The organism is Enterocloster bolteae, assembly GCF_002234575.2.
GTDB classification, from domain to species: domain Bacteria; phylum Bacillota; class Clostridia; order Lachnospirales; family Lachnospiraceae; genus Enterocloster; species Enterocloster bolteae.
Map to the genome: position 1 here is coordinate 1,851,466 of NZ_CP022464.2, position 25,085 is coordinate 1,876,550.

The window sequence follows — 25,085 nt, forward strand, 5'->3', positions numbered from 1 at the left end:
ATCAATAGTTTTATTTCCTGGGTGGGAGGCAAAAAGGCGCTGCGGAACACGGTGTATGAATTGTCCCCGGCCAGTTTTGAACGCTATATTGAGGTATTCGGAGGCGGAGGCTGGGTGCTGTTCGGGAGACCACCGGATCCGAAGGTGATGGAGGTTTATAATGATTTCAATTCCAACCTGACCAATTTATATGCCTGTGTGAAGAACCACACCATGGAGTTTTTACGCCAGCTGGGATTCCTGCCTTTAAACGGAAGGGATGAATTTCTTGTGCTGCGAAGGTTTTTAGAGGGACAGGAGTTTGCAGGAACTTTCCTTGCACAGGAACTGGAGCTGGCAATGCATAACCTGCCGCCCCTGGAGTTCGAGGAACTGCGTTCCCTCCTTCTGGAACGTGCAGCGCCGGGGGATGTCCAGAGGGCGGCTGCATTTTACAAAGTAATCCGGTACAGCTATGGAAGCGGCTGCACATCCTTTGGCTGCCAGCCCTTTGATGTGAGAAAGACCTTCCATCTGATCTGGCAGGCGGCGGACCGTCTGGCGAATACGGTCATCGAGAATAAAGACTTTGAGGCGCTCATCCGGCAGTATGACCGGGAGAACGCCTTTCTTTATTGCGATCCGCCTTATTTTATGACGGAGGATCATTATGAAGTGGAGTTTCCAAGGCAGGACCATGTGAGGCTTCGGGAAACCCTGGCAGGCTGTCAGGGAAAATGGATGGTCAGCTATAACGATTGTGACTATATCCGGGGATTATACGAGGGCTGCCACATTACGGCGGTCAGTCGGATCAATAACCTGGCCCAGCGCTATGACCGTGGGTGTGAATTCCCGGAGGTGATCATTACCAACTATGATCCCCAGGAGCGGAAGAAATGGGGCCCACAGCAGATGGATCTGTTTTCTGCCGGGCTGTTGGGAGGTGAGACGGAAGATGGAGGGGATTGAGAAACTCTGGTGGGCAAAGCGCCAGCTGGAGGAACAGACAGAAGGAAAACAGCGCCTGATCACCAGGACCGGGGGACATCTCTTTGTGAAGGTGGATGACAGCTGTCTGGCGGCCTGTTATTTTGCCATGGTCAGGAATCAGAAAACCGGACAGTATCATGCGGACGTAAAGGGCTATCTGCGGACGTTCAGCGGATACTGCAATGGAACACGGCTGGAGCAGCTGTCGGAGGAGATAAGCGGGCTGTCGGCGCTTGTGAGGGAACTGGAGGCCGCACAGCTTAGCGTGAGTGAAGAGGAACTTCAGGAATTCATCCGGGAGTTAGAACAGCAGGATGAGACAGTAGAAGGAGCAGAAAGGAAGGCGTGATGAGAAACGTGAAAATCAATGGGAGAGTGGCGGAGGATGGAAGCATCATCCTGCCGCCAGGTGTATTGGAAAGTATGTGCCTGAACCCGGGGAATCTGGTAACGCTGGAGTTTGCCCCAACCAGTCCGGTAAAAGAGGCTAACGGTTATGGGCCACGGTTTCAGGTGGAAACGGGGGGCTGTGAGACGGATATCATTGCCGATGAGGAGGAAGCAGCGTTAGTAGTCCCTCATGATTTGCTGAACGATGCCCATATCCCAATGGATACCGGGCTGGTGGTGCAGACGATTCCGGGGGCGATCTTAATCGGTGATACGGATCCTATGGCGGCGGTCCAGGCGCCGCTTCTGGAGATCCTGTCCCTGTTTGGGATATCTGAGGAGGAAGCGTACAAGGCAATCGAAGAAGGAGGGTACTACGATGAGTAAGCCGGTATATAAGGTGATGGACAGTAAGGGAAGGGTGTTGATTCCGAGGGAACTGCGTCTGGCGGCCGGTATGTGCGGCGGGGATATCCTGGCCCTTCAGCTCCAGGAAGGGAAGGTATCCGTGCGTAAGGTGGAAATTGTGGAGGTGGGGGATCAGTCACCGGAAGCGGTAGAAGCCTATGTCCGAGCCGCCATTAAAACCATGCCGGATGCAGTCAGGTTAAGCCTGATTTCAGACCTGTCCGGGCTGGTCCGGGAGAAGGAGGGGAGCCATGTCGGATAATCGGATTTATACAGACAGGGATTGCGTGGAGACAGGCAGTGGCTGTTCTCTGAAAGGGAAGGTAGTTGTCCTGAAAGAATCTGCCTTGGAGGCTGGCTTTGGCCGGCAGCTTTATTACTGTACGGGCGGGAATGGAGCCAATGGGAATGCCTTGGGAAAGTCTGTGTTTTTGGTGAACTTAAAGAACGGAGAATTTGAACGCTGTACCCGGGATCATGTGCTTGGAGTATTAAAGCCGGAACTTCTGCCGGATGAGGAGAAGCTACAGCTCTCCCAGATCCGTCCGCCCGGGGCCTTGCCGTTGGAGAACCATGAACCCCAGTACAGCGGATACAGTTTCCTGGAGGATGGAAGGTATGCGGCCGGGGTGTGGCTCTGCAATGAAAAGGAAGCCATGGAATATGTGGAAATGCAGAAGCCCTATCAGCACCGGATCATGCTCTGTGACCGGAATGATTTCTGTGTCTGGGAGGTGCGGTGCGGCATGCAGGTCTATCCTCCGCAGGAGAAACTGGATGAGATGCGTGAAGGATTGGTGGAAAATCCTGGCCCCATGCAATTATAGGGGGATGTATGCATTGGTGGTTGAGAGACAGGTCCTCCATTTTGTCGTGTTTGCTGTATGTTCTGCCCCGATGTTTGTTGGTTTCTATGAATCGCTTTCCAGCGTGCAGTGTGGTATGGTGTTGAACTGACACAGTAGATAAAAAAGGAAAGTGAGGGTAGCGGATGTCTAAATACGTGGACAAAATGAACCTTCCCCAGTACCGGTTTTACAACCACATGGTGGGGGATGGGGAGGAGCGAAAAGAACTGATCAGCGACCTGTTGACGGCGGAAATGATACTGGAGAGGGGAAGCAAGAAGGAGCGCAGCCAGGCGTTAATAACGCTGGCAACCAAGAAAAAACGTCTGGCAGATTTCATTTACAGTCAGGAAGAGGACCGGAAACGCTGCCTGAAGGATCTGACAGGGCGGGACATGAAGCAGTTTCGGAAACGTCTGGACCATTATCTGGATATTCTGCTCATGATTCCATTCTTTCAAGGACAGTCCGAGAAGAAACGGCGGTATGTGGATGAAAAGTCCATCTCATCCATTCCTCCAGAGCAGAGAAGCCGCCGCTTTCTATACGATAGGGAGAAGGGAAAATATTATACCGAATATGACTGTGTTCCCAAGCTGCTGCTGATCAATGAGCGGCTCTATGAAGAGTACGGTTGCTATGAGATGACTGAAACGGACCAGGAGAACCTGGACCGACTGGTGGCAGATGATGTGCATTACATTATCAACATTCAGGGAAGCAGTGGCGTAGATTGTGCCTATCTGGTAGAGAAGGATGAGGACCTATGCATTAAGCTCCTGGACCGGTTGAAGGGAAGCGGGAAAATTCCCATTGAAAACCTGGTCGGAAAGACGGACGGTGTGACAGCGGTGTTCTTAAGTCTCCTGGACTATTTGCAGGAGATGGAACTGGCGGAACAGAGACGGCGCAAGTATCTGGAAGAACATCCGAGAAAGTCAGAGTATGCAGGAAAGGCGATTCAAAGTCAGCGGTTTGTAGATAAAAACAGTATCAAGGTGTTTGATATGAAGCAGGAAGGAGCAGCCCCGGATTCCATCGGAGCTGTATATTTTTTAGCAAGAAGAATAGCGGAAGAGGCGGATTTAGGAGGACGGGGTATGAAATGCTGCCTCACACCAGGAGAGGACATTACCGGAAATACAAGAACGAGAAAACCGTCTATGTGAAAGCAGCTATCATCCACAAGGAGAAATATGAAGGGATCCAGTCAGCTCATCGGATGAACCAGTCAGGAGGGAAAAACAGGCTGGAACAGGAGGCGGGGGAAGCCGCCTTTTTACAGGGCATGAGTTTGTAACTGGTATGAGGAGGAATTTGAGATGTGGCACGGATTTTGGGCCAGGGACGCTCCAAAGGGGAGTAATAACGTTTGGGAAAGACGCTGCTGGCTGTAAAGAAGTGGATGAAACAACAAGAAGGGAGTGAACGCCCATGCGTGGGATTCGGGTGGAAAACGGGAGAATTGTATACTTTGGAAACCCGGCCGGATATATTGCCGGGAGCCAGGCGGTGGTGGACCCGATCTTTAAGGGAAAGGAACTGGAAGCCTATCTGGAACGGCAGGGCGGGATTGAAGCCGTGGTATGGAAGGGCGGCGTATACGACCGGCTGATGAATGGACAGGCGGAGACTCAGGGCTGTGAACCCTTGAAGAACTGCCGGATTTGGCAGTTAAAGCCCGATGTCAATATCCATATGAAATTCATTGGTTATGATACGCTGGTCACGAGATTCGGGGAACCGGACCCACAGAATTACCACATGGTTTATGACGGGGAAATAGAGACCAATGAATTGGAACGGATCTATGATAAATTCGATGGCGGGCAGGAGGTTCCGGGTTATACGGGGCACTCCCTCTCGATGTCAGATGTGATTGAGCTATATGATGAGGAAGCCAGTGAATTCTATTACGTGGATTATAGGGATTTTAAACCAGTTGTATTTGGGGGACCGGAACCGGTCCAATCCCAGGTGCTTCAGTTGTAGCAATGGAAATCAGGCAGCGAATGGCTGCCTTTTATCATGTGAGGAGGAGTAATTCATGAGAGAGAAAATGGAACATGTGAAACATGCAGCGGAGCAGAAAATGTGGAAGGTACGGGCAGTTCTTGTAGACCGTTCTGGTGAAAATTTCATCGATAGTGCTATCAAGATCTTGATGGCTGTGGTGATCGGCGCTTTGCTGCTGGCGGGTCTATACGCATTATTCTCTGAAAATGTGTTACCCACGTTGTCCCGCCGCATTACCGAGATGTTCAACTATGCAGGCTGACAGAAAACGCAGAAAGAAAAAGAAAGAAGGAGGAACTTTATATGCCTACTGTAGACGTAAGAATTACATCCATGTACCCGCCCGGCGAGGTGGGAAGTATCCGGGGGTATGCATCCGCCACCATCGACAGCTGTCTTGCAATCCGGGGAATCAAAGTAGTGGAGGGAGGAGAGCGTGGGCTCTTTGTTTCCATGCCCAGCCGGAAGACAACGGAAGGATATAAGGAAGTGTGTTTTCCGGTAACGGCGGAGTTTCGGGAGCAGCTTCACAATGTAGTGTTATCGTCCTACCAGCAGGCGCTGGAGCAGTCTGTGGCTCAGCAGACCGCGCCTCAGCCGGAAGCGCCGGAACAGGCGGGGGAAGAACCCGGCCTGCAGATGTAGGTGCAGGGAGTCCTGTTTTTCTTTCTGCTGCTGGCCTCCTCCTTTGTGGATCTAAAGCGGCGGGAGATTCCGGACTGGGTGAGCGGCAGTATCGCCGCCCTCACCCTCCTGCATTTCCGGCCGGAATATCTGCTGGGGCTTATCCCGGCGTTGTTTTTTCTGGCAGCGGCAGTAAGAGGAGGATTTGGCGGTGGAGATGTGAAGCTGGCGGCAGCCTGCGGCCTTGTGCTGGGGCTGCCGGCTGCCTTGATGGGAACCATACTGGGACTGTTGCTCCAGCTTCTGTTTCATTTGGGCGCGTTGTGTGTGCTGCCACTTTTTAAAAGGCAGGTGTGGTCTGCATATCCAATGGCTCCGTTCCTGGCCATTGGATACGCTGTCGCTTATTATGTTTAGAAGGAGTAAGGAAATGAAGAAAAAGATTCTTAGTTTGTTAGTGCTGATTGGCTGTGTGAGTGTTTTCTGTCTTCGGTTCAGGAAAAAGGCAGGCTATCTGCAGTGCGGTAAGGGGAATTAATATGGCAGTTGAGAGAGCCAATGCATTTACCATGTATTATGAACCGTTTGAGCTGGAGGGAAAGCGGCTATACGGAACCGGATACACCGTGGATCATGATACGGTCCCGGCAGGTTTATATTGCTACGATGTATGGAATGACGGGATAGAAGATAGTGAGGAACATATCTTCATCAGCCGGAATCCTTTGTCAGAAAATATAAGCGGTGCTGTCATTTCAGACGAATCGATTGACTTTCATGGTGAAAATCAGATGTCGATGAAAGGAATTCAGTTTTTGGATGATGAGCCGTTGGTTTCTTTAGAGCGGCTTCTGGAGCAGAAGGCAGATGGTCCTGTAGCAGCCGAGACAGCTGAATTTTGTATGGTCCAAGGATAGAGTAGAAGGGAGACGGATATGAACTTTTTTAAGAACAGAACAGTGATTGGTTTGCTGTGCATTGTACTGTCCCTGGTAATCTGCTTTGCAATCACGCCGATGTTTAACCGGACGATCAGTGAGAAAACAGAGATTGTCCGGGTTACCAAAAACATCCGGATTGGGGATGAGATCACAAAGGATATGGTGAAACCGGTGGAGGTGGGCGCTTACAACCTGCCGGAGTCTGTTGTGAGAAACATAGATGAAGTGATTGGTAAGTATGCATCGGCGGATATGGCGCCGGGTGACTATATCATCCGTTCCAAGGTGGCGGAGGAACCGGCTGCGGAGAATGCCTATCTTTATAACCTGAATGGGGAAAAACAGGCCATTTCCGTCAGCGTGAAAGCCTTTGCCAATGGGTTATCCGGAAAATTGGTCAGCGGTGACATTGTTTCTGTGATTGCACCGGATTATAGGAAACAGGGTTCTACGGTGATACCGCCGGAACTCCAGTATGTGGAGGTCATTGCAGTAACGGCAAACAGCGGATATGACGCCAATACCGGGGAACGGGGCGATGAGGAGACGGAGAAAGAACTGCCGGGAACCGTGACACTTCTGGTTACGCCGGATCAGGGAAGGGTCCTTGCAGAACTGGAGGCGGACGGGAAGCTGCATTTATCCCTGGTGTACCGGGGGACAAAGGAAAATGCCCGGAAGTTTGTGGAGGCCCAGGAAATCATGCTGGAAGAACTATATCCGCTAGAGAGTGAGGAAATGGAAGAGAATACGGAGAAGGAAAGCGGAACTGAAGAAACAGAAACAGTAGAAGAAGCCGGTGAAGAAACCGTACAGGGAGAGGAGACAGAGGCAACCGCAGGAAGCGAGAGCGGGGTGGAGTAAATGCTGAATTTCAAAAAAGGAAGTATTTTCGACCGCTCGGCAAAGGCACAGGAAGACTTCATGGATGAGCCGGGGAATCAGGTCCTGGCGGTCTGGGGGAGTCCGGGAAGTGGTAAATCCACAGTGGCTGTGAAGCTGGCAAAGTACCTGGTTGGGAAGAAGCGAAACGTGGTTCTCCTGACCTGCGATATGACGGCTCCCATGCTGCCCTGTATCTGCCCTCCGGCAGACCTGGAATGTGAACATTCCCTGGGGAGTGTGCTGGCGGCCGCTCAGGTGACCCAGTCCCTGGTCCGTCACAACCTGATTACCCATAAAAAGTATGATTACTTGACCCTGATGGGGATGCTGCGGGGAGAGAATGAATATACCTATCCGCCTTACAACGCGAAGCAGGCAACGGAGCTGATTACGTGTCTGCGGGAAATGGCCCCATATGTGATCATCGACTGTGGAAGCTACATTGCCAATGATATCCTGTCGGCCATTGCGCTGATGGAATCCGATGCGGTTCTCCGCCTGGTAAACTGCGATTTGAAGAGTATCAGCTATCTTTCCAGCCAGCTGCCCCTGCTGCGGGACAACAAATGGGATGCGGATAAACAGTATAAGGTAGCCAGCAATATCAAACCCAATGAGGCCAGTGAACATGTGGAGCAGGTGCTTGGAAGTGTGACGTTTAAGCTGCCTTACTGTGCGGAACTGGCGGCGCAGAGTCTGGCCGGGGATCTTTTGGCGGATTTATCTTTGCGGGAGAGCAAAGGGTTCCGGAAGGCGATTGAGGCAATCAGCAGGGAGGTGTTTGGATGTTAGGGGAAAAGCGCTCCGGGGATATATTTGGGCCGGGACCGAAGCGGGAGATTGGCGGACAGGCGGCAATGGCAGAAGCGACTGGTGATGACCAGGAAGTAGAACTGCAGAAATATAGCGATTCCAAGAGACGCGAAATAGAGTACGAGGACGAATCAGCGCAGAGAGGAGAAAGTGAAGCCGCTGTCCCGGAAAAACAGCCTGTTTTGGAAGAACTGAGTTTAGAAGAGATCAGTAGAACAGAAGAAGAGGATGAAGAACGGCTGCTCTTTCAAGAATCGCAGGCTCCCCGCGCCCACAACCTGTTCTTTTCCCCTCAGGGAGAGGGCCGGGAATTTACGGATGTTTTAAAAGAAGTGCAGGAGTACATTTCCAGCAAATATTCCACGCTGATCATTGACCAGGGAAGCGGGGACGTGAAGGAACAGATTAAGCGCTATATCACGAAATATGTGCAGGACTACCGGATTGCAGTAAAGGGTATGGACCGCCAGGAACTGGTGGATACCATTTATACTGAGATGGCAGAGTTTTCCTTCCTAACTAAGTACGTGTTTGGGACAGGGATTGAGGAGATCGACATCAACAGCTGGCGGGACATCGAAGTCCAGTATTCCGGGGGCGTTACGAAGAAACTGACCGAGCGCTTTGAGAGTCCCCAGCATGCAATCAATGTGATTCGCCGTATGCTCCATACGTCCGGTATGGTTCTGGATAATGCCAGCCCGGCTGTACTGGGGCATCTGTCTAAAAACATCCGAATCGCTGCCATGAAAACGCCATTGGTGGATGAGGACGTAGGCATTGCAGCTTCGATCCGTATTGTGAATCCACAATCCATGAAGCAGGAGGACTTTATAAAAGGGGGAACGGCCACCCAGCCGATGATGGACTTTTTGACCGAGTGTCTGCGGTATGGGATATCCATCTGTGTGGCAGGGGCGACAAGCTCCGGGAAGACAACACTGCTTGGATGGCTTTTGACAACCATACCGGATAACAAGCGGATTTATACCATTGAGAGCGGTTCCAGGGAGCTGGCGCTGGTGCGCGAGAAGGAAGGCGTGGTAACGAATTCCGTTATCCATACCCTGACACGGGACAGTGAGAATGAGCGACAAAGGGTGGATCAGATTGCCCTGCTGGACATGGCGCTGCGGTTTAACCCGGATATCATTGTGGTGGGAGAAATGCGCGGGCCGGAGGCCAATGCAGCCCAGGAGGCGGCCAGGACCGGCGTGGCGGTGGTAACTACCATCCATTCCAACAGCTGTGAAGCCACATACCGGCGTATGGTATCCCTCTGCAAACGGGCGGTAGACATGAGCGATGAGACCCTCCTGTCTTATGTGACGGAGGCCTATCCAATCGTGGCATTCTGTAAGCAGCTGGAAAACCGGGAACGGCGCCTGATGGAAATCCAGGAGTGTGAAATCCGTCCGGATGGAACCAGAAGCTACCGGCCGCTGTTCCAGTACAAAATCACGGAAAACCGGGTGGAAGATGGAAAATTCATCATTGAAGGCCGCCATGAGCAGGTGCATACCATATCGGACGGGCTGGCGAAAAGGCTGTTGGAGAATGGGATGCCGGGAGAGGCGCTGAAACAATTGAGGGGAGGTGTGAACGTATGACATTGATGCAGCTTTTAGCCTGTGCCGGTATGATAACCGGCGCTTTTTTAATTCTGGGCCTAAAACCGATGAAATTTACAGACGGCCTGTTTGGCTTCCTGATGCAAAAGCCCAGGACAATAAAGGAGGAAATCAACGAGGCCACCAGCCGAAAGAAGCCGGGTGTGTTTCGCAGGGAAATCCGGGCAGCTCAGGAGATCCTGGCCATGACGGGCCGGGAAAGCCGTTTTTCCATGATCTGTGCAGCCAGTCTGTCCTTGTTCTGTCTTGGCGGTTCGCTGGCAATCCTGATGGGGAACTATTTTCTGGCCCCGGTTCTGGCGGTGGGCTTCCTGTTCTTCCCCTTTTGGTATGTGCGGCTGACGGCCGGCCATTACAAGAAGAACGTGGCTGCGGAGCTGGAGACCGCCCTGTCCATCATTACCACGGCATATTTGAGGAATGAGGACATCCTGACTGCTGTGGAGGAAAACCTGCACTACTTAAATCCGCCGGTCCGCAACGTGTTCCAGGAATTTTCGACCCAAGTGCGGATGGTGAATCCTGATGTGGAAGCCGGGCTGCAGGCACTGAGAGGACGGATTGAGAACGATGTGTTCGAGGAGTGGTGCAATGCACTGTGCGACTGCCAGTATGACCGCAGCTTAAAGACCACGCTGACGCCGATTGTAAGTAAGCTGTCGGATATGCGGATCGTGAACGCGGAGTTGGAGCTGTTGGTGACGGAACCCAGGAAGGAATTTATTACCATGGTGATCCTTGTCATTGGAAATATCCCATTAATGTATTTCTTAAACCGCAGCTGGTACGAGACACTGATGTTTTCCTATATGGGGAAGCTCATCCTGGCGGGTTCGGCGGCTCTTATCTTTGTCAGTACAGCATGTGTGATCCGACTGACTAAGCCGCTGGAATACAGGAGGTGAAAGAGATGCTTGGATTACTGGTCTGCTTTGGCGGACTACTGGCGGCTGGATTATTTTTCCTGGCAGCGGATTTGCTGCGGCTGCCGTATTTAAAGACGTCAAAGGCGATGATTAACACGGGGAGAGAGAACAGAAAGGCAGCAAAGAGCCTGGAAACTTACCTTCTTTCCCTGGCGGTGAAGCTGGCGCCTTATATCCATATGGATGAGTATAAGCGGGGGCGGCAGAAGAATATACTAAAGGCCAGCGGGCTGAATATGGAGCCGGAGGTGTATCAGGCCTATGTTATTTCCAAGGCCGGGCTTGTGCTGCTGGGGATCATTCCCTGCCTGCTGGTATTCCCGCTGCTGGCCGTGATTGTCGTGGTTCTGGCGGTGATGGTGTATTTCAAGGAGCAGGAGCGGGCGGACGAGCTGCTGGCGAAGAAGAGGGGAGAGCTGGAAGGCGAACTGCCCCGGTTTGTGTCAACCATTGAGCAGGAACTGAAGAACAGCCGGGATGTGCTGTCTATTGTGGAGAACTACAAAAAGAACGCAGGGGAAGAATTTGCCAATGAACTGGAAATCCTGGCGGCGGATATGCGCTCTTCCAGCTATGAGGCAGCGCTTACCCGGTTTGAGGCCAGGATTAACTCACCCATGCTTTCCGATGTGGTGAGGGGATTGATTGGCGTGCTTCGCGGCGATGACGGGGCCATGTATTTTCAGATGCTGTCCCATGATTTCAAACAGATGGAGCTGCAGCGGCTGAAAAAGGAAGCCCAGAAGATCCCGCCCAAGATCCGGGTGTTCAGCTTCCTCATGCTGGTGTGTTTTATTGTCACTTACCTGGCGATTATCGTATTTGAGATTCTAAAGTCCATGGGAAGTATGTTTTAGAAAAGAAAAAGACGGAGGCGTAAGGACATGAGCAGTGTAAAAAATCAGACAGGAATGGCAGAAAAAGAAGTTGAAAACGGGAGCGGGCAAAAATTATCGGGGACGGTGCGGGAGTTTTTGGAGAGACATCCCAAAGAACCGGTGTTTATGATGACGCCTGGCGGATATGTGTATCTGGTCCCGGAGCAGATTGGGAATCTTTTGGCGGGTGGAGCCGTATCCGGAAGCCCGTACAGTTGGAGGGAATGTGTCCAGATCAAGGCGGAGGAACTTCTACAGCAGATGGTGGATTCAGTGAATCATGCGGACGGCACCTGGTATGTGTTGACGCGGTTATATGAGCCGGAAGTGATTCCTGCCAGAACCAGTGAGGAGGGGATGGTGTGTCACGTTTAAGGAAGATTCTTGCTGGACGCAGCGGGGAAGGGTACATCGATGTGGCGGTTTTAATCCTGTGTGTGATGCTGGTACTGGCTCTGTCCGTAAAGATTCTGCCTGTGTTTATTGCAAAACAGCAGCTGGATACCTTTGCGACAGAGCTTTGCCGGGAGGCGGAGATTGCGGGCCGGATCGGGAGTGAGACGAACCGGAGGGCGGCTGTCCTCAGAGAAAAGACAGGGCTTAATCCCGAAATTCATTGGTCAGCCAGTGGTCGGATTCAGCTCAATGAGGAAGTAACGGTGCAGCTGACCTACCGCTATAATCTGGGATTGTTTGGAGGATTTGGTTCCTTCCCCATCACCCTCCGTGCTGCGGCAACCGGAAAGTCTGAGGTGTATTGGAAATGAAAAAATGGCGGGCATGTTTAAAAGATCAACGCGGGACTGCGTTCCCTTTGGTAATCGCTGTGACGCTGGCCTGCCTTTTGATTCTGTGCGGAATCATGGAATTTTTCCGTCTGAGCCTGATTGCCTCCGGGGTGAAGGAAGCCCTGCAGGATGCAGTGGTTGTGGTGGTAAATGACAACTACGCCAATGTCTACCACGGAGTACGGGAAGGATACTCGGGTGGATATTATACGGAAGGATACGGCTTTGAGGAAGCGGTGGATACCGGAGATATTTATTACCACCTGGATGAAACGCTGGGAACACGGCGGGAGGGAGGAAACCGGGTGAAATATACAGGAGGCGTTCTGGAGTATAAAATCACCGGGCTGGACGTTGAAATACGCAATGCGCCTCTGGCACCCTCCGACCCTGCAAATGCCCAGCGGTTTGAAGCAGATGCCGTGGTCTGGCTGGAGGTTCCGGTACGGTTTGCAGGGAAGACATTTCCTTCGATGAAGATGAAACTTAAAGTTCAGGCCGGTTATATTGAAGTATTCTGAAAAATAGGGGAGAAAGAGGGGAAAATGAGAAAAGTCGCTGGACTTTTAGGGAGGGTTACGGTATGTTATGTCGTACAAAGATAAAAGCATGAGGAGGCGTAATCAATGAAACTGAATGAGCGGATGAAGCGGCGGCTGGCTGTCCTTGGTTGCGTGGTCGTGGGAGCTGTATTGATTGCAGCAATCGGCAGCCAATTCAGAGGAGAGGCACAGGGAAGCAATCATGCGGAGGCGCGGACAGAACAGACGGAAGAAGTGACAGTAGCGGAAATACCGACTGAGACAACAGAAGCAGCAACAACAGAGGAAGAAACAGAGCCAACCAAACCGGATATCGTGGTGAGAACCGAACCGGCAACGGAACCTTCCAGGACAGGGACAACGGAGCCAACAGAGGCTCTGCCGGCACAGACGGACCGGACGGAACAGGCCGTGCAGCCGGCTCCAGAAAAACCGACTGCTCCCCCAGAAGAGGTGTTGAAGAATCCTACACAAAAGCCGGATGGAGAGACAGTGGAAGGAACGCCGGAGGCCATACCCCATGAGGAGGTAGTACAGCCCAGCGAGGCGCCCACGCAAGCAGGGGAGCCGCAGTATGGAGACACACAAAACGGAAAGATTTATGTGCCGGGATTTGGCTGGATTGATGAGATTGGGGAAGGGCAGGGAACGGTAGCTGAGGATATGTATGAAAATGGAAATAAGATTGGCATTATGGATTAAAAGGATTGTGACGAGACACTGCTTCGGCGGTGTTTTTTCTTTGAGGATGTGCAGGGATAGGGCAAAGATACTGGCTGTGCTGGCAATGGCCTTGATGCTTATGTCTCCTCTCACTGCATACGCAGTCGGGGAAGGGAATCTGGATGGAGGCGGCGGGTCCATGGGACAGGGAACCTCACAGAACAAGTGGACGCCCGGCATGGAGGGCGTGAGGGTGACGGTCATCCTGGCGGATACCAGGACCCCGGTAACACAGCCCATTGACTTTACCAATAAAAGGCCGACCAATATCCAGCTGCATTTTGGGAAGGTTAGCAAGCTGTCCTATAACAAAGGGACTGCGCTGAGTGCAAGCGGTGAGGCTTATACGTTCATAAATCCGGGACAGTCCCTGCCGCGGATCATCAGCTCCCAGAGTCTTGGCGCGGCCAGTATTGAGGCAATAAAAAGCTATTTTACTGACGAGCAGGTCATCCGCAGCATTGCGAACCTGACAGGAATGGACTTTGAAGTGCTGACAAACGGCAAGTATAAGCTGATGCTGGAACCGATTGCTTATGTTGTGTTTCAGGGGGTGAACGTGGCAATGACTGCCACGGAAGCTGCCCTGTATGATCAGACGATAAACGGCGCTATGCGGGCAATGCTTCCTACGGTTGCATTTCAAAATCTGCCGCTATCCATGTTTTTGGAGACTGCAGATTTAGGATATCCTGCCTGGAGCGGACCAAAGTCTGGTGTGCGTTCCAACCAGGAAATCATCACGTCCCTTGGTCTGGGAATTGTGCGTTTTAATGAGATAACCACGCCGCCAGCCGTGGATGCTTTTGACTATGAGTACCGGGTGAATACGGAAGTTATCACCGCTGTGACTGTAAGGGGAGGCCAGTCGGATCCGGACCACCCGGTCTCAGTAACCTTTCGGGTGGCCGGAAAGACGATGCGCGTGGATCACGTATATTATCCGGAGGGGGACAGTCAGATTGCCTGGATTCGCTGGACCACACCTTCCACACCGCAGACCATGACCATACATGTCACGGTTTCCGGCGGGGGAAGGACCGACAAAAATACGATTACAGCTAATATCGTAGACTTGAGTAAGAATCCTCCTCCAGATCCCAATGCGGATGATCGGAATGACGGTTTTACCATCCCGACAGTTCCAGGCAGGGAACAGGTGACGAGAGCCGATTGGGGGGTGTGGAGGCCATGGTGGTATTCCTACTGGGTCTGGCACAGTGGAGATGATGATGACGATGGATATTGGTGCGATCACGGCTGGTGGGAATTTGATTATGACCGTTACCATGCCAGACTAACTGCTGAGATGGAAATCCATCCGGATGAGAAATCCCCGACCGCTTCCGGAAATACACTGAAGTCCGGATATGGCATCCAGGAAATCGTGACAGCAGGGGTGAGCACCAATCAAAGCCATGCGGTGACAGAAGCCCAGAACGCCATCACCTACTTTCCAGAATTTGATTATCAGAGCTACTGGCGTGTACTGGAACGGATGGGGCGGGGATATCAGACCCGGTTTGAGTTTGAGGAGAACCCATTCAGCACCTATGAACGAAGGACACATTTTTTGCCAATCTGGTATCCCGATGGCAGCTATACGCCCTATACATGGCTGATTGACTGCTGGACGCCGGCCGGGATGTTGTCCATGAATCTGACAGATTCGGTCCGGGTGCAAGGGAATCTTTGGCAGGATTGGCATATTTCGCCTCAGAAACCGAGGTAGGGTAACGGTTGTTTTAGAACAGAAAAAAGGTAAATAAAGTGAGGGCCGCAGGATTTCTGTGGCTTTCGCCATATGAAAGGAGAGCCATATGAAAAAGTTTAAATGGATGATTGCACTGATTGTTGTATTACTTCTGACCGCCATGTTTAGCATGACTGCCTTTGCAACCAACACTGGAAATGTAGCAGGCGCAGTGGAAGGCACCTGGAAAGCGGCCTCGTCCCAGATCAAGACGGTGGTTAACAATGTAGTGTTCCCGGCAATCGATCTGGTATTGGCGGTGCTGTTTTTCGTCAAGGTGGCCACTGCCTATATGGATTACCGGAAGCATGGTCAGATTGAGTGGGCACCGGCTGCCATTTTGTTTGCAGGGTTGGTTTTCAGTCTGTTCGCGCCAATGTATGTGTGGCAGATTGTTGGAATCTAAGAAGTGAAATAAGATTTTTTTGGAATAAGAATACGGGAGGAAGATGAATGGGATGTTGGGGAATCACGGCATTTGAGTCGGATGAAGGTCTGGATGCGGTAGAGTTTATTAGGGAGAGTATTCCGGAGGATGGTAAACTGGAACTTGAAACACTGGTGGAAACTTTGAAGCGGGATTCATGGAACGCACCCCCTGAGGTAGAAACGGCAGGGTCCCACACCAGTGTGATGGTGCTGGCAGAACTTATGCTAAAGTTTGTGGACGGAGATGTGAAGAGCCTGGACTCTGAGGAGGACTGGAATAGGGAGGAGCATAAATTTTGTTCAGTCACTTCTTTCACCGCATCCAAGGAAACGGTCCATTGGATTCGGAACTATCTATTTGACACGCTCCATCATGTAAAGAAACATGCCGGATCTCAGACTGAAGATGGCGGGAAATGGGGTGGCTGGTTTGAGGAAAAGAACTGGATTGGCTGGCAGGAGCATATGACAGAATTGGTCAGCCGTCTGGATACACTTCTTGAATCTTCAGAAGCAGAAATAGAGCTGATAACATTACAAAGGCCAAAGTATCAGGAGATGGAAAATAACAGAGAGGCGGAACATCCTTTACAGAATCAATTTGGACTGTGAGACATAATACGGAATGTCGATGGTAGAAAATCAGGAGAAAACGATGGCTTCAAACGACAGACAGGATAAGTTACTGATGGAAACGTGCATTAAGCATTTGATCCAATACGCCGCCACGATCAAAATTAGCCGGGGAGCACAAGGAGATGAGAGCATCGGACGGTTGAGGAAAATAATCGGGGAGATGGAGGCATATTGGAATTTAAGCGACAGAAAGGGTCGCGTAGAGCAGTTTGATAAAACGCTGCGGCGTGCAGTTCAGACGGGAAGGACGAACGGGGTATCAGAGGAACAGAAAATTGCAGCTGTGAATGGATTATACCGTTATGCGAGCGAAATGATTTCCGCACAAGGTGCGGAGGCAGCAGACCGGATTAAAGAGGTCCAATCGGTTATCCGGGAACTGGCAGATGGATGGGGCATGGATAAAGAATAGGCGGCGCATCTTTGTTCTATCATTGGGACTATGGTAGGAAATAAGGAACAGCAGCCATCGGAAACCAGGGAAGAGAGCCGCTTTTTTAAAGACATTTCAACCGTTGCTGAGAAAATGGGATTTGAGGTAAAAGGAGTAAAGAATGGATTGCTGCAGCTGTATCTGGAGGGGAGCCGTGTGGCGCAGGTCGATGAGAGCGGAAGTCTATTGTACCACCCCTATCCAGAAGTATTCAAACTGATGGATGCGATCGAAGCATGGAAGGGCAGAGAAGAAAACCTGCAAATGCAGGATGGACTTCAGATGTAACACAGGCAGGGAGGGGGATGCTTATGAAATCATTAAGCGAATACTTGGCGTATTATGACCCAATGAGGGAGTCCAATGAGCGCTATCTGCCGGAGGATCAGGCAACGCTCCGGTACTCCCGGGTATCTGTTATTGCAGATGGAAAAGTAATAGGAGCCTCCCTCTATCCGGATCACGTATTGGATCTGGCATTTTTAGAAACACCGTTTATGCGACAGCTCTGCCGGGATTATCAATACGCAAGGAAGCTGAAAGTCAGGATTGAGTGTTATGAACACGGTGGAGAGGGAGAAAGTCGGGGACTGGTCGGAGGTGAGTTCACGCTATTCTGCATGGGAGCGCTGGATTTGAAGGTGGTGTCTATCAGGCATATCTGCTTGTGGGAAGAATGACGGATGCCCAGCCTGCAAAAGGGAGTCTGAGGAAATAGGATTAAGAGTAAGAAAGAGGTGATGGTTCGATGTTTATCTGGGACTTTGTAGCGGATACGGTCCTTGGCCAGATCGTGGACTGGATCTATGGCCAGATGATTGGGTTTCTGGGAAATTTTTTCTCGCTCATGGGGCAGATGGGGGCAGAGCTGTTCGAGCTGGAATGGATCCAGGCGATCGTCCTGTTTTTCTCACAGCTTGCCTGGGTGCTCTATGTGGTGGGACTTGTAGTGGCGGTATTTGAATGTGCGATTGAATGCCAGAGCGGCAGGGGAAGCGTCCGTGATACGGCGCTGAATGCATTAAAAGGTTTTATGGCGGCCAGCCTTTTCTCCGTTGTGCCGGTAGAACTTTACAAATTCAGTGTGTCCCTCCAGGGAGAGATTACCAGAGGAATCACCGGGCTGGGTGGTGATTTTGGTTCCATGGCAGGGAACATCATTGACAGCCTGAAGAATTCAGGAACCCTGCAGGATGCAATGGTCAGCGGGGTGTTCGGTGGAATCAATACAATCACGAATCCGATCCTGATGATTTTTATCCTGTTTATGATGGGGTATTCCACCATCAAAGTGTTTTTTGCCAACCTGAAACGGGGCGGGATCCTGCTGATTCAGATTGCGGTGGGAAGTCTGTACCTGTTCAGTGTTCCAAGAGGATATATGGATGGCTTTACGAACTGGTGCAAGCAGGTAATCGGTATCTGTCTGACTGCCTTTTTACAGGCCACGATGCTGATTGCCGGCCTGATGGTGCTGAGCAAGAACGCCCTTCTGGGACTGGGGATCATGCTGGCGGCAGGGGAGGTGCCGAGGATTGCCGGACAGTTTGGGCTGGATACCAGTACCAGGGCGAACCTGATGAGCAGTGTGTATGCAGCCCAGAGCGCGGTAAACCTGACCAGGACCATTGTACAGGCAGCGGTGAAATAGGAGGGACGGATTGGAGACCAGGATGATTTATATCTGTTCCCCCTATGCGGGGAATACAGAAGAAAATACAGCATTTGCAAGACAGGCATGCGGTTATGCCATCCGGCAGGGAGCGGTTCCTCTGGCTCCGCACCTGTTATATCCCCAGATACTAAATGATTCCGTGCCGGAAGAACGGGAAATAGGAATCCGTCTTGGGCTGGATATATTGGAGCGGTGTGAGGAACTTTGGATATGCGGTGACCGGATGTCGGCAGGAATGAAGCGGGAAACAGCGTATGCCAAAGCCAGGGGGATTCCGGTGCGCCGGATCCCTGTATGTGAGATCATGGGGAATCAAACGGTTCAGGAGCTGGGGAAAGGCATAAGGGAAGGGCCGGAAACCAGCCAATCGTACCAGAAGAATGTTCAGCTTGGGATGTAACCGCGGGAAGGAGGTGGAGTTCTTGCACTTATATTTTCATACCAACACAGAGATGGCACTGTATTACATTAAGGCGTTATTGCGGGATGGGGATGAGCATCCCATGTCGGAAATCTATGATTATGTGATGGAAAACTGTAAAGGCCATGCCGTGATGGGGGAGCCGATGCGCGCAACGGTCATATCTTCGGCCCTCTGGCGGCTGGCGAATACGGACGGAAGCGGTTACTGCCGTCTGAGAAGAGGCGTGTATCAGATGGGAGACCCAAAGAAAACTATGAGGGAGACGCCGTCCCTTTATGAACGGGCCATTCGGATTGTAAGCAGGGCGGAGCGGGAGCTGGCCGGCAGTTTCTATGTAAATCTGGATCAGGGAATGGACTTGAAAACATCCATCGAGGCCCAGAAAGCAGGCCGTGAGGTCCTTGACAAGCTGGGGCAGATTAAGGCGGAACTGGCGGCCATGCAGCAGGAATTTACAAATGAAAAGGAGTGTGGACAGGACCAGACGTCCGGTATGTCCATGGAACTGTAGGAGGTGGAGGATGTATATTTACCCGGAACATTTGAAGGCAAGGGCTGTCATGTGGCTGTGGCAGCTTCGGGATCTGACCGTGATTGGGGTAGGAGTTTTGTTTTCTGTGCTTGCGGCGGTCCAGACTGGGGTGATTATCCCGGCGCTTATTACGGCTGCCTATGCCTTTTTGACCATCCGTTTTGAGGATACCAGTATCCTGGATTTTATCAGCTATGCCTGCGCTTATTTTTTCAGGCAGCAATTTTTTGAATGGAGGATGACCAGATGAGCAGAAAAGGGAAACGGGAAGGAAAGACAACAGCCAAACAAAGGCTCTCCACCAGGCAGCTGATGAACACCAGGAGGATTACGGAGTACAGCCTGGAGACCTATGACGGCGATGAGCTGGTGTACTTTATGATCCGGCCTACCAATCTGTCAGTTCTTTCAGAATCCAGTGTAGGAGCGAGGGTGTATGCTCTGATGAATGTGCTGAAGGGTGTGGCGGAGATTGAGATGCTATGCTTAAACAGCCGGGAGAATTTTGAGGAGAACAAGGGATTTTTGCGCAGGCGGGCGGAAGAAGAACGCAATCCGGTCATCCGCCAGTTGCTGGAGCGGGATCAGATTTTCTTAGACCGGATTCAGGTACAGATGGCAACGGCCCGTGAATTTTTAATCCTGATCCGTCTTCGGAACCAGAAGGGAAAGGATGTGTTTTCGTATCTGGACCGCATTGAAAAGTCCCTGAAGGAACAAGGATTTGATTCCAGGCGGGCGGATGAGGAAGATATCAAACGGATTCTGGCGGTGTATTATGAGCAGAACGTGACTAGTGAGAAGTTCGAGGATTTTGACGGGGCTCGGTGGATCATTCCTGATGATTAAATGCAGGAGGCTGAAGAAACTTCAATAGGAATTGTAAAGCCAGCCTTGATGGGAACAGTAAATTGGTGGTTACGATTTAATCAAACTGTGGTATACTGTAAAAAAGATGCAATCATTATGAGAAGGAAGGAGTGGATTGCTTGAATTACCCGGAATTATTGAGAAAAAGGGATTTATACCAGTCTGGCAGGGCGTCCATCCCGGAGCTGACGCTGCAGTCCTACGAGCAGGCGTTTGAGATAGAATATACCCATAACTCTACCGCTATTGAGGGAAATACCCTGACCCTCATGGAGACAAAGGTGCTCTTAGAGGATGGGATTACCATAGGCGGGAAGAGGCTGAGGGAGATTTATGAGACTGTCAACCACCAGAAGGCATACCGCTATGTGAAGGAGTGTATCGCAAAGGAACAGCCTTTGGATGAAAAAATCATTAAGGAAATCCATGCACTGTTGATGGAGAATATTTTTGTGGGAGGGATTTACCGGAACGTAGACGTGTACATTTCCGGAGCGCAGCATACCCCGCCATCACCTGGTGAGATGTACCGGCAGGTCAAAGATTTTTATGCCGACCTCACATGGAAGGGGAAAGAAATGAACCCCATTGAGCTGGCGGCATGGACCCACGCTGAGTTTGTGCGTATCCATCCTTTCCCGGATGGCAATGGGAGGACCTCGCGCCTGATTATGAACTATCAGCTTTTAGCAAACGGATTCCCTGCCGTGTCTATCGCAAAAGAGAGCCGGCTGGATTATTTCAATGCCCTGGAAGCCTATGCGGTAGAGGGAAATCTGGCCCCATTTGCAGAAATGGTTGCAGACCTGGTCGACCACCAGATGGACCGTTACCTGGGCATGATAGTACCTTCGCAGAACATGCAGCAAAATCCAAGGATGTAACAACAGAAGAACGAAAACGGCATGACGCCGGATGCAGAGATGTGTCCGGCGCTTTTTTTGCGCCAAAATCAAGGAGGGAGAACGTTGAAACATGCAAAAACCGCCCCGGAGGCGGAAAAGGAGGATGTGCGCATCCAGGAATTTCTGGATATGATTGCGCCCTCCGTCATGAAGTTTGAAACTGACTACTTCATCTGCGGAAACACATACCGATGTGTGTGGGCACTGAGGGAGTACCCGACTTCCACAGAGGAGCAGGCGATCTTAAAACGGCTGGGGGAAAAGGATGGGGTCACCTTAAAGATTTATACCCGCCATGTCAGTGCGGCGGAGGAGCGGAAAATCATCAGCAATGCCGCCAGCAAGAACCGGCTGAATCAGTCCAGCACCAATGACTTACAGCAGACGGTCCAGGCGGAGAGCAATCTCCAGGATGTGGCGATGATTGTGGCAAGGACCCACCGCAACCGGGAGCCGCTCCTGCATACGGCTGTTTACATGGAACTGACTGCAAATGAATACGACCGCCTGAAGCTGTTACAGACGGAGGTGCTGACCGAGCTGATCCGTTCAAAACTGAACGTGGACCGGCTCCTTCTGCGCCAGCAGCAGGGCTTTCAATGTGTGATGCCAAGCGGGAGAAATGTATTCCGGGATCAGTTTGAGCGGGTTCTGCCGGCCAGCAGTGTGGCGAACCTTTATCCCTTTAATTACAGCGGGAAAACGGATCCCCGTGGTTTCTATGTGGGACGGGATAAGTTCGGGAGCAATATCTTGGTGGATTTTAACCAGAGGGCAGACGATAAGACCAACGGTTCCATCCTCATCCTGGGCAACAGCGGACAGGGAAAATCCTATCTGTTAAAGCTGATCCTGTGCAACCTGCGGGAGGCCGGGCTGAATGTCATCTGCCTGGATCCGGAAATGGAATATGAGGATCTGACCAACAATCTTGGGGGCTGCTTCATTGATCTGATGGGCGGCCGTTTTTTGATCAATCCCCTGGAGCCAAAGGTGTGGGACGAAGGGGAAGGTCTGGAAGATCCGGATGCGCCGGAAACCTTCCGAATCCGAAGCCGGCTGAGCCAGCATATCAGCTTTTTAAAAGACTTTTTCCGCTCGTATAAGGACTTCACGGACCGGGAGATTGACGTGATTGAGATTATGGTCCAACGCCTCTATGCCAGGTGCGGTCTTACGGATGAGACGGATTTTCAGATGCTGGGATCCAAAGATTATCCTACCCTTTCTGAACTGTACGGGCTGATTGAGGCGGAATATAAAGGGTTTGACAGCGGGGAGCGGCAGCTGTATACCGCAGAGCTGTTGCAGAACATCCTTTTGGGGCTCCACTCCATGTGCAGGGGACCGGAGGCAAAGTTTTTCAACGGTCATACCAATATTACGGATTCCAGTTTCGTCACTTTTGGAGTGAAAGGGGTTCTGCAGGCCAGCCGGAACCTACGTGATGCACTGCTGTTTAATACCCTTTCCTTTATGAGCAACCGGCTTCTGACCGTGGGCAATACAGTGGCGGGACTGGATGAATTTTACCTGTTCCTCTCCAACCTGACGGCAGTGGAGTATGTCCGAAATTTCATGAAACGTGTGAGAAAGAAAAACTCCTCTGTGATTCTTGCCAGTCAGAATCTGGAGGATTTTAATATTGAGGGGATTCGAGAATATACCAAGCCGCTGTTTTCTATTCCCACCCACCAGTTTCTGTTCAATGCAGGGGCTGTGGATGAGAAGTTTTATACGGACACCTTGCAGCTGGAAGCGAGTGAATTCAGACTGATCCGCTATCCACAGCGCGGTGTGTGTCTCTATAAATGCGGGAACGAGCGTTACAACCTGATGGTGACGGTACCGGATTATAAGGCGAAGCTGTTTGGAAAGGCAGGCGGTCGATGAACCAGGAGGTGGTTCCATGGATATGAAACAGCAGCGGTTTGGGATTGAGATCGAGCTGACAGGGATTGCCAGGAAGCGTGGGGCAGAGATTGTAGCCGCTTATTTTGGCACCCAGTCCTACTATGCAGGAACTTATTATGACATCTATGCTGCGCTGGATCCCCAGGGCAGGGAATGGAAGTTCATGAGCGATTCCAGCATTAAACCGGAGAGAAAAGAAGGAAAGAACCGTGTGGGAGCCAGTGACAGCTTCCAAACTGAAATGGTGAGTCCCATCTGCCGGTATGAGGATATCGAGACCATACAGGAATTGGTGCGGAAGCTGCGGGAGGCAGGAGCCCTGGCAAATTCCAGCTGCGGGATCCATGTGCATATCGATGCTTCGCCGTTTGACGCAAGGACCCTCCGCAACATCACCAACATCATGGCGGCAAAGGAGGATTTAATCTATAAGGCTTTGCAGGTATCGGTGGCCAGACAGAACCGCTGGTGTAAGCCAGTGGAGGAGCGGTTTCTGGAGGAACTCAACCAGAAGAAACCGGGGACTCTGGAGGAAGTGAGGCAGATCTGGTACAACGGAGCCAGCCGGCAGCGGGAGCATTATAATAACAGCCGTTATCATTGCCTGAACCTGCATAGTGTATTTCAGAAAGGAACCATTGAGTTCAGGCTGTTTAATGGGACAACTCATGCAGGTAAAATCAAGGCATACATCCAACTTTGTCTGGCCATTGGGGCCCAGGCTCTCAACCAGACCAGTGCCAGCCAGAGGAAAACGCAGACAACCAATGAGAAATATACGTTCCGGACCTGGCTGTTGCGGTTGGGATTAAACGGGGATGAGTTTAAGACGGCGCGGCTTCACCTGCTGAAACATTTGGATGGCTGTATTGCCTGGAAGGATCCGGCCCAGGCCGAGGCGCAGAAGGAGCGGCTTCGTATGAAACGGGAGAAGGAGCTGCAGATGCAGGAAGGGCGAGTCCCCGCAGTAGAATCAGAAACCAGAGAACAGGAAGAAACCATGTATGTGGAAGCCGAGGCACAGTCCCCGGCCTTTTCTATGATGACAGGAATGTAAAGGAGAAACAGGGATGGCAAGAAGGACAGGAAAAAAAGCAGCACAAGACCGGCTGTATATTGCGTATGGCAGCAATTTAAATCTTCCGCAGATGGAGCAGCGCTGCCCGTATGCAAAAGTGGTAGGGGCCAGTGAGATTAAAAATTATGAATTGTTATTCCGCGGTGTTGCCACCGTGGAACCAAAGGAAGGGGCGACTGTTCCGGTTCTGTTATGGAAGATTGAACCCCTTGATGAGGCGGCATTGGACCGGTATGAGGGCTGGCCTCATCTGTACCGGAAGGAGATGATAGATGTGGAACTGGAAGGAAAAACTGTTTCTGCCATGGTTTACGTGATGAATGACGTGCGCTCACTTGGGATGCCTTCGGAAGTTTATTACAGGATAATTGAGGAGGGATACCATAGCATTGGATTTGATACGGCTGTGCTGGAACATGCCCTGGCGCGGACGGAGGAGATGATGGAGCAGGAGAACTCCCAGTATCACCAGCAGGGCTTTGATGATATGGACGGTTTTCATTTATAAGTTAAACAAAAAGCTGCTCATACAGCGGCAGCTTTTTGCATTAATGATTCTGTTTTTCAGCAAGTGTAATCGTTTTAAGATAGGCACCCAGAAGTTCCTTGAGTTTAGGAATATACTTCCCATCCAGACCGGAAAGCATGTCTGTGATGTCGCTGATATCTGTGGCCTGTTCTGTTCCAAACAGGATATAGTCAGCGGAGAGCCCCAGCACACGGGAGAGTCTTCCAAGCAAGGCAACGGAAAATCCCCGGTCACCGCGCTCAATATCTGAGAGAAAAGAATTGGATATTTCAGAAAGTTCAGCCAGCCGTTCCCGGCTATAGCCAAGAGCTTCCCGCTGGCGGCGGATACGCAGGCCAATTTCCTTTGCGTTGTGTTCAGTCATGTGTTCACCCCGTTTCATACACGATATCAACAGTTTAACCTACTTTATAGTGTATATACAGCGTTCCAATCGGTTGAATAAAAACCGATATTATGTATAATAGAGAACAGATATAGCGACACATGGTGTAAAGGACAGGCCATATCCCTGCTATCTTA

36 protein-coding genes are annotated in these 25,085 nt (G+C 51.2%); 35 read left to right on the forward strand and 1 reads right to left on the reverse strand.

Going from position 1 to position 25,085, the window contains the following annotated elements; genetic code table 11:
• The first annotated feature begins 21 nt into the window (after positions 1–21).
• From CGC65_RS08725 to CGC65_RS08895, 35 genes are all read left to right on the forward strand, one after another.
• On the forward strand, positions 22–951 hold the full coding sequence (locus tag CGC65_RS08725) for a DNA adenine methylase (protein ID WP_007038643.1): 930 nt from the start codon (positions 22–24) through the stop codon (positions 949–951).
• The gene (locus CGC65_RS08730; RefSeq protein WP_002565909.1) at positions 938–1,321 is read left to right on the forward strand and encodes a hypothetical protein; all 384 of its coding nucleotides are present in this window, start codon (positions 938–940) and stop codon (positions 1,319–1,321) included. The genes CGC65_RS08725 and CGC65_RS08730 overlap by 14 nt, the downstream gene beginning before the upstream one ends.
• Positions 1,321–1,749, forward strand: a complete 429-nt coding sequence (locus CGC65_RS08735) for a hypothetical protein (RefSeq protein ID WP_002565910.1) — start codon at positions 1,321–1,323, stop codon at positions 1,747–1,749. The genes CGC65_RS08730 and CGC65_RS08735 overlap by 1 nt, the downstream gene beginning before the upstream one ends.
• On the forward strand, positions 1,742–2,032 hold the full coding sequence (locus CGC65_RS08740; protein ID WP_002565911.1) for an AbrB/MazE/SpoVT family DNA-binding domain-containing protein: 291 nt from the start codon (positions 1,742–1,744) through the stop codon (positions 2,030–2,032). Before CGC65_RS08735 ends, CGC65_RS08740 begins: the two co-directional genes overlap by 8 nt.
• Entirely contained in the window at positions 2,022–2,597 is a 576-nt protein-coding gene (locus CGC65_RS08745) for a hypothetical protein (RefSeq protein ID WP_002565912.1), read from the forward strand. The genes CGC65_RS08740 and CGC65_RS08745 overlap by 11 nt, the downstream gene beginning before the upstream one ends.
• Positions 2,598–2,761: 164 nt before the next feature.
• Complete coding sequence (locus CGC65_RS08750) at positions 2,762–3,787, forward strand: hypothetical protein (RefSeq protein WP_002565913.1); 1,026 nt, start codon at positions 2,762–2,764, stop codon at positions 3,785–3,787.
• A 265-nt stretch (positions 3,788–4,052) separates the two neighbouring features.
• Positions 4,053–4,610 carry a YodL domain-containing protein gene (locus CGC65_RS08755; protein ID WP_002565914.1) on the forward strand — a complete coding sequence of 186 codons (558 nt, stop codon included), beginning with the start codon at positions 4,053–4,055 and terminating at the stop codon, positions 4,608–4,610.
• Positions 4,611–4,665: 55 nt separating this feature from the next.
• On the forward strand, positions 4,666–4,896 hold the full coding sequence (locus CGC65_RS08760; RefSeq protein ID WP_002565915.1) for a DUF6133 family protein: 231 nt from the start codon (positions 4,666–4,668) through the stop codon (positions 4,894–4,896).
• A 41-nt stretch (positions 4,897–4,937) separates the two neighbouring features.
• On the forward strand, positions 4,938–5,279 hold the full coding sequence (locus tag CGC65_RS08765) for a SpoVG family protein (RefSeq protein WP_002565916.1): 342 nt from the start codon (positions 4,938–4,940) through the stop codon (positions 5,277–5,279).
• Positions 5,280–5,675: a prepilin peptidase gene (locus CGC65_RS08770; RefSeq protein ID WP_002571418.1), complete on the forward strand. Its 396-nt coding sequence runs from the start codon at positions 5,280–5,282 to the stop codon at positions 5,673–5,675.
• 122 nt (positions 5,676–5,797) lie between these two features.
• Positions 5,798–6,175 carry an LPD28 domain-containing protein gene (locus CGC65_RS08775; RefSeq protein WP_002565918.1) on the forward strand — a complete coding sequence of 126 codons (378 nt, stop codon included), beginning with the start codon at positions 5,798–5,800 and terminating at the stop codon, positions 6,173–6,175.
• A gap of 18 nt (positions 6,176–6,193) precedes the next feature.
• Positions 6,194–7,063: a Flp pilus assembly protein CpaB gene (gene cpaB / locus CGC65_RS08780; protein WP_002565919.1), complete on the forward strand. Its 870-nt coding sequence runs from the start codon at positions 6,194–6,196 to the stop codon at positions 7,061–7,063.
• Positions 7,064–7,876: an ATPase AAA gene (locus CGC65_RS08785; protein ID WP_002565920.1), complete on the forward strand. Its 813-nt coding sequence runs from the start codon at positions 7,064–7,066 to the stop codon at positions 7,874–7,876. It begins immediately after the preceding gene.
• Positions 7,870–9,507: a CpaF/VirB11 family protein gene (locus CGC65_RS08790; RefSeq protein ID WP_002565921.1), complete on the forward strand. Its 1,638-nt coding sequence runs from the start codon at positions 7,870–7,872 to the stop codon at positions 9,505–9,507. The genes CGC65_RS08785 and CGC65_RS08790 overlap by 7 nt, the downstream gene beginning before the upstream one ends.
• Positions 9,504–10,433 carry a type II secretion system F family protein gene (locus tag CGC65_RS08795; protein ID WP_002565922.1) on the forward strand — a complete coding sequence of 310 codons (930 nt, stop codon included), beginning with the start codon at positions 9,504–9,506 and terminating at the stop codon, positions 10,431–10,433. The genes CGC65_RS08790 and CGC65_RS08795 overlap by 4 nt, the downstream gene beginning before the upstream one ends.
• Before the next feature lie 5 nt (positions 10,434–10,438).
• Positions 10,439–11,311 carry a hypothetical protein gene (locus CGC65_RS08800; RefSeq protein ID WP_002565923.1) on the forward strand — a complete coding sequence of 291 codons (873 nt, stop codon included), beginning with the start codon at positions 10,439–10,441 and terminating at the stop codon, positions 11,309–11,311.
• A 27-nt stretch (positions 11,312–11,338) separates the two neighbouring features.
• Positions 11,339–11,707, forward strand: a complete 369-nt coding sequence (locus CGC65_RS08805; protein ID WP_002565924.1) for a hypothetical protein — start codon at positions 11,339–11,341, stop codon at positions 11,705–11,707.
• Positions 11,695–12,099 carry a DUF4320 family protein gene (locus CGC65_RS08810; protein ID WP_002565925.1) on the forward strand — a complete coding sequence of 135 codons (405 nt, stop codon included), beginning with the start codon at positions 11,695–11,697 and terminating at the stop codon, positions 12,097–12,099. The genes CGC65_RS08805 and CGC65_RS08810 overlap by 13 nt, the downstream gene beginning before the upstream one ends.
• Positions 12,096–12,641, forward strand: a complete 546-nt coding sequence (locus CGC65_RS08815; protein ID WP_002565926.1) for a hypothetical protein — start codon at positions 12,096–12,098, stop codon at positions 12,639–12,641. The genes CGC65_RS08810 and CGC65_RS08815 overlap by 4 nt, the downstream gene beginning before the upstream one ends.
• Before the next feature lie 105 nt (positions 12,642–12,746).
• Positions 12,747–13,364 carry a DUF6550 family protein gene (locus tag CGC65_RS08820; protein ID WP_002565927.1) on the forward strand — a complete coding sequence of 206 codons (618 nt, stop codon included), beginning with the start codon at positions 12,747–12,749 and terminating at the stop codon, positions 13,362–13,364.
• Positions 13,330–15,117 carry a DUF8193 domain-containing protein gene (locus CGC65_RS08825; RefSeq protein ID WP_002565928.1) on the forward strand — a complete coding sequence of 596 codons (1,788 nt, stop codon included), beginning with the start codon at positions 13,330–13,332 and terminating at the stop codon, positions 15,115–15,117. The genes CGC65_RS08820 and CGC65_RS08825 overlap by 35 nt, the downstream gene beginning before the upstream one ends.
• Positions 15,118–15,205: 88 nt before the next feature.
• Positions 15,206–15,544 carry a DUF3852 domain-containing protein gene (locus CGC65_RS08830; protein WP_002565929.1) on the forward strand — a complete coding sequence of 113 codons (339 nt, stop codon included), beginning with the start codon at positions 15,206–15,208 and terminating at the stop codon, positions 15,542–15,544.
• Between the two features lie 47 nt (positions 15,545–15,591).
• Positions 15,592–16,179 (forward strand): DUF4259 domain-containing protein, encoded by a 588-nt coding sequence (locus CGC65_RS08835; RefSeq protein WP_002565930.1) that lies wholly within the window; start codon positions 15,592–15,594, stop codon positions 16,177–16,179.
• Positions 16,180–16,222: 43 nt separating this feature from the next.
• Positions 16,223–16,615 (forward strand): hypothetical protein, encoded by a 393-nt coding sequence (locus CGC65_RS08840; RefSeq protein WP_002565931.1) that lies wholly within the window; start codon positions 16,223–16,225, stop codon positions 16,613–16,615.
• A 30-nt stretch (positions 16,616–16,645) separates the two neighbouring features.
• Positions 16,646–16,924: a hypothetical protein gene (locus CGC65_RS08845; protein ID WP_002565932.1), complete on the forward strand. Its 279-nt coding sequence runs from the start codon at positions 16,646–16,648 to the stop codon at positions 16,922–16,924.
• Positions 16,925–16,947: 23 nt separating this feature from the next.
• On the forward strand, positions 16,948–17,316 hold the full coding sequence (locus tag CGC65_RS08850) for a hypothetical protein (RefSeq protein WP_002565933.1): 369 nt from the start codon (positions 16,948–16,950) through the stop codon (positions 17,314–17,316).
• Between the two features lie 68 nt (positions 17,317–17,384).
• Positions 17,385–18,287 (forward strand): conjugal transfer protein TrbL family protein, encoded by a 903-nt coding sequence (locus CGC65_RS08855; protein ID WP_002565934.1) that lies wholly within the window; start codon positions 17,385–17,387, stop codon positions 18,285–18,287.
• A 22-nt stretch (positions 18,288–18,309) separates the two neighbouring features.
• Complete coding sequence (locus CGC65_RS08860) at positions 18,310–18,711, forward strand: DUF7768 domain-containing protein (RefSeq protein WP_002565935.1); 402 nt, start codon at positions 18,310–18,312, stop codon at positions 18,709–18,711.
• 22 nt (positions 18,712–18,733) lie between these two features.
• Positions 18,734–19,246, forward strand: coding sequence for a hypothetical protein (locus CGC65_RS08865; protein WP_002565936.1), 513 nt, complete (start codon positions 18,734–18,736; stop codon positions 19,244–19,246).
• A 10-nt stretch (positions 19,247–19,256) separates the two neighbouring features.
• A complete protein-coding gene (locus CGC65_RS08870; protein WP_002565937.1) occupies positions 19,257–19,517 on the forward strand; it encodes a hypothetical protein in 261 nt (86 codons plus the stop codon).
• Positions 19,514–20,116 carry a hypothetical protein gene (locus CGC65_RS08875; protein ID WP_002565938.1) on the forward strand — a complete coding sequence of 201 codons (603 nt, stop codon included), beginning with the start codon at positions 19,514–19,516 and terminating at the stop codon, positions 20,114–20,116. Before CGC65_RS08870 ends, CGC65_RS08875 begins: the two co-directional genes overlap by 4 nt.
• Positions 20,117–20,256: 140 nt before the next feature.
• Positions 20,257–21,021, forward strand: coding sequence for a Fic family protein (locus CGC65_RS08880; protein ID WP_002565939.1), 765 nt, complete (start codon positions 20,257–20,259; stop codon positions 21,019–21,021).
• 84 nt (positions 21,022–21,105) lie between these two features.
• A complete protein-coding gene (locus CGC65_RS08885; RefSeq protein ID WP_002565940.1) occupies positions 21,106–22,935 on the forward strand; it encodes a VirB4 family type IV secretion system protein in 1,830 nt (609 codons plus the stop codon).
• A gap of 16 nt (positions 22,936–22,951) precedes the next feature.
• On the forward strand, positions 22,952–24,013 hold the full coding sequence (locus CGC65_RS08890) for an amidoligase family protein (RefSeq protein WP_002565941.1): 1,062 nt from the start codon (positions 22,952–22,954) through the stop codon (positions 24,011–24,013).
• A gap of 13 nt (positions 24,014–24,026) precedes the next feature.
• Positions 24,027–24,542, forward strand: a complete 516-nt coding sequence (locus CGC65_RS08895) for a gamma-glutamylcyclotransferase family protein (RefSeq protein ID WP_002565942.1) — start codon at positions 24,027–24,029, stop codon at positions 24,540–24,542.
• A gap of 40 nt (positions 24,543–24,582) precedes the next feature.
• On the opposite strand, the gene CGC65_RS08900 is transcribed toward CGC65_RS08895, so the two are convergent.
• Positions 24,583–24,957 carry a helix-turn-helix domain-containing protein gene (locus CGC65_RS08900; protein WP_038282591.1) on the reverse strand — a complete coding sequence of 125 codons (375 nt, stop codon included), beginning with the start codon at positions 24,955–24,957 and terminating at the stop codon, positions 24,583–24,585.
• Between the last annotated feature and the right edge of the window lie 128 nt (positions 24,958–25,085).

Excerpts from the sequence above, each read along its gene's own strand:
- CGC65_RS08765 (WP_002565916.1), top strand. The coding sequence starts at position 4,938 with ATGCCTACTGTAGACGTAAGAATTACATCCATGTACCCGCCCGGCGAG.
- CGC65_RS08730 (WP_002565909.1), top strand. The coding sequence starts at position 938 with ATGGAGGGGATTGAGAAACTCTGGTGGGCAAAGCGCCAGCTGGAGGAA.
- CGC65_RS08805 (WP_002565924.1), top strand. The coding sequence starts at position 11,339 with ATGAGCAGTGTAAAAAATCAGACAGGAATGGCAGAAAAAGAAGTTGAA.
- CGC65_RS08895 (WP_002565942.1), top strand. The coding sequence starts at position 24,027 with ATGGCAAGAAGGACAGGAAAAAAAGCAGCACAAGACCGGCTGTATATT.
- CGC65_RS08845 (WP_002565932.1), top strand. The coding sequence starts at position 16,646 with ATGGTAGGAAATAAGGAACAGCAGCCATCGGAAACCAGGGAAGAGAGC.
- CGC65_RS08855 (WP_002565934.1), top strand. The coding sequence starts at position 17,385 with ATGTTTATCTGGGACTTTGTAGCGGATACGGTCCTTGGCCAGATCGTG.
- CGC65_RS08735 (WP_002565910.1), top strand. The coding sequence starts at position 1,321 with ATGAGAAACGTGAAAATCAATGGGAGAGTGGCGGAGGATGGAAGCATC.
- CGC65_RS08800 (WP_002565923.1), top strand. The coding sequence starts at position 10,439 with ATGCTTGGATTACTGGTCTGCTTTGGCGGACTACTGGCGGCTGGATTA.
- cpaB (WP_002565919.1), top strand. The coding sequence starts at position 6,194 with ATGAACTTTTTTAAGAACAGAACAGTGATTGGTTTGCTGTGCATTGTA.
- CGC65_RS08840 (WP_002565931.1), top strand. The coding sequence starts at position 16,223 with ATGGCTTCAAACGACAGACAGGATAAGTTACTGATGGAAACGTGCATT.
- CGC65_RS08755 (WP_002565914.1), top strand. The coding sequence starts at position 4,053 with ATGCGTGGGATTCGGGTGGAAAACGGGAGAATTGTATACTTTGGAAAC.
- CGC65_RS08815 (WP_002565926.1), top strand. The coding sequence starts at position 12,096 with ATGAAAAAATGGCGGGCATGTTTAAAAGATCAACGCGGGACTGCGTTC.
- CGC65_RS08740 (WP_002565911.1), top strand. The coding sequence starts at position 1,742 with ATGAGTAAGCCGGTATATAAGGTGATGGACAGTAAGGGAAGGGTGTTG.
- CGC65_RS08745 (WP_002565912.1), top strand. The coding sequence starts at position 2,022 with ATGTCGGATAATCGGATTTATACAGACAGGGATTGCGTGGAGACAGGC.
- CGC65_RS08760 (WP_002565915.1), top strand. The coding sequence starts at position 4,666 with ATGAGAGAGAAAATGGAACATGTGAAACATGCAGCGGAGCAGAAAATG.
- CGC65_RS08875 (WP_002565938.1), top strand. The coding sequence starts at position 19,514 with ATGAGCAGAAAAGGGAAACGGGAAGGAAAGACAACAGCCAAACAAAGG.
- CGC65_RS08850 (WP_002565933.1), top strand. The coding sequence starts at position 16,948 with ATGAAATCATTAAGCGAATACTTGGCGTATTATGACCCAATGAGGGAG.
- CGC65_RS08870 (WP_002565937.1), top strand. The coding sequence starts at position 19,257 with ATGTATATTTACCCGGAACATTTGAAGGCAAGGGCTGTCATGTGGCTG.
- CGC65_RS08825 (WP_002565928.1), top strand. The coding sequence starts at position 13,330 with ATGAAAATGGAAATAAGATTGGCATTATGGATTAAAAGGATTGTGACG.
- CGC65_RS08890 (WP_002565941.1), top strand. The coding sequence starts at position 22,952 with ATGGATATGAAACAGCAGCGGTTTGGGATTGAGATCGAGCTGACAGGG.
- CGC65_RS08860 (WP_002565935.1), top strand. The coding sequence starts at position 18,310 with ATGATTTATATCTGTTCCCCCTATGCGGGGAATACAGAAGAAAATACA.
- CGC65_RS08820 (WP_002565927.1), top strand. The coding sequence starts at position 12,747 with ATGAAACTGAATGAGCGGATGAAGCGGCGGCTGGCTGTCCTTGGTTGC.
- CGC65_RS08750 (WP_002565913.1), top strand. The coding sequence starts at position 2,762 with ATGTCTAAATACGTGGACAAAATGAACCTTCCCCAGTACCGGTTTTAC.
- CGC65_RS08790 (WP_002565921.1), top strand. The coding sequence starts at position 7,870 with ATGTTAGGGGAAAAGCGCTCCGGGGATATATTTGGGCCGGGACCGAAG.
- CGC65_RS08775 (WP_002565918.1), top strand. The coding sequence starts at position 5,798 with ATGGCAGTTGAGAGAGCCAATGCATTTACCATGTATTATGAACCGTTT.
- CGC65_RS08795 (WP_002565922.1), top strand. The coding sequence starts at position 9,504 with ATGACATTGATGCAGCTTTTAGCCTGTGCCGGTATGATAACCGGCGCT.
- CGC65_RS08835 (WP_002565930.1), top strand. The coding sequence starts at position 15,592 with ATGGGATGTTGGGGAATCACGGCATTTGAGTCGGATGAAGGTCTGGAT.
- CGC65_RS08785 (WP_002565920.1), top strand. The coding sequence starts at position 7,064 with ATGCTGAATTTCAAAAAAGGAAGTATTTTCGACCGCTCGGCAAAGGCA.
- CGC65_RS08830 (WP_002565929.1), top strand. The coding sequence starts at position 15,206 with ATGAAAAAGTTTAAATGGATGATTGCACTGATTGTTGTATTACTTCTG.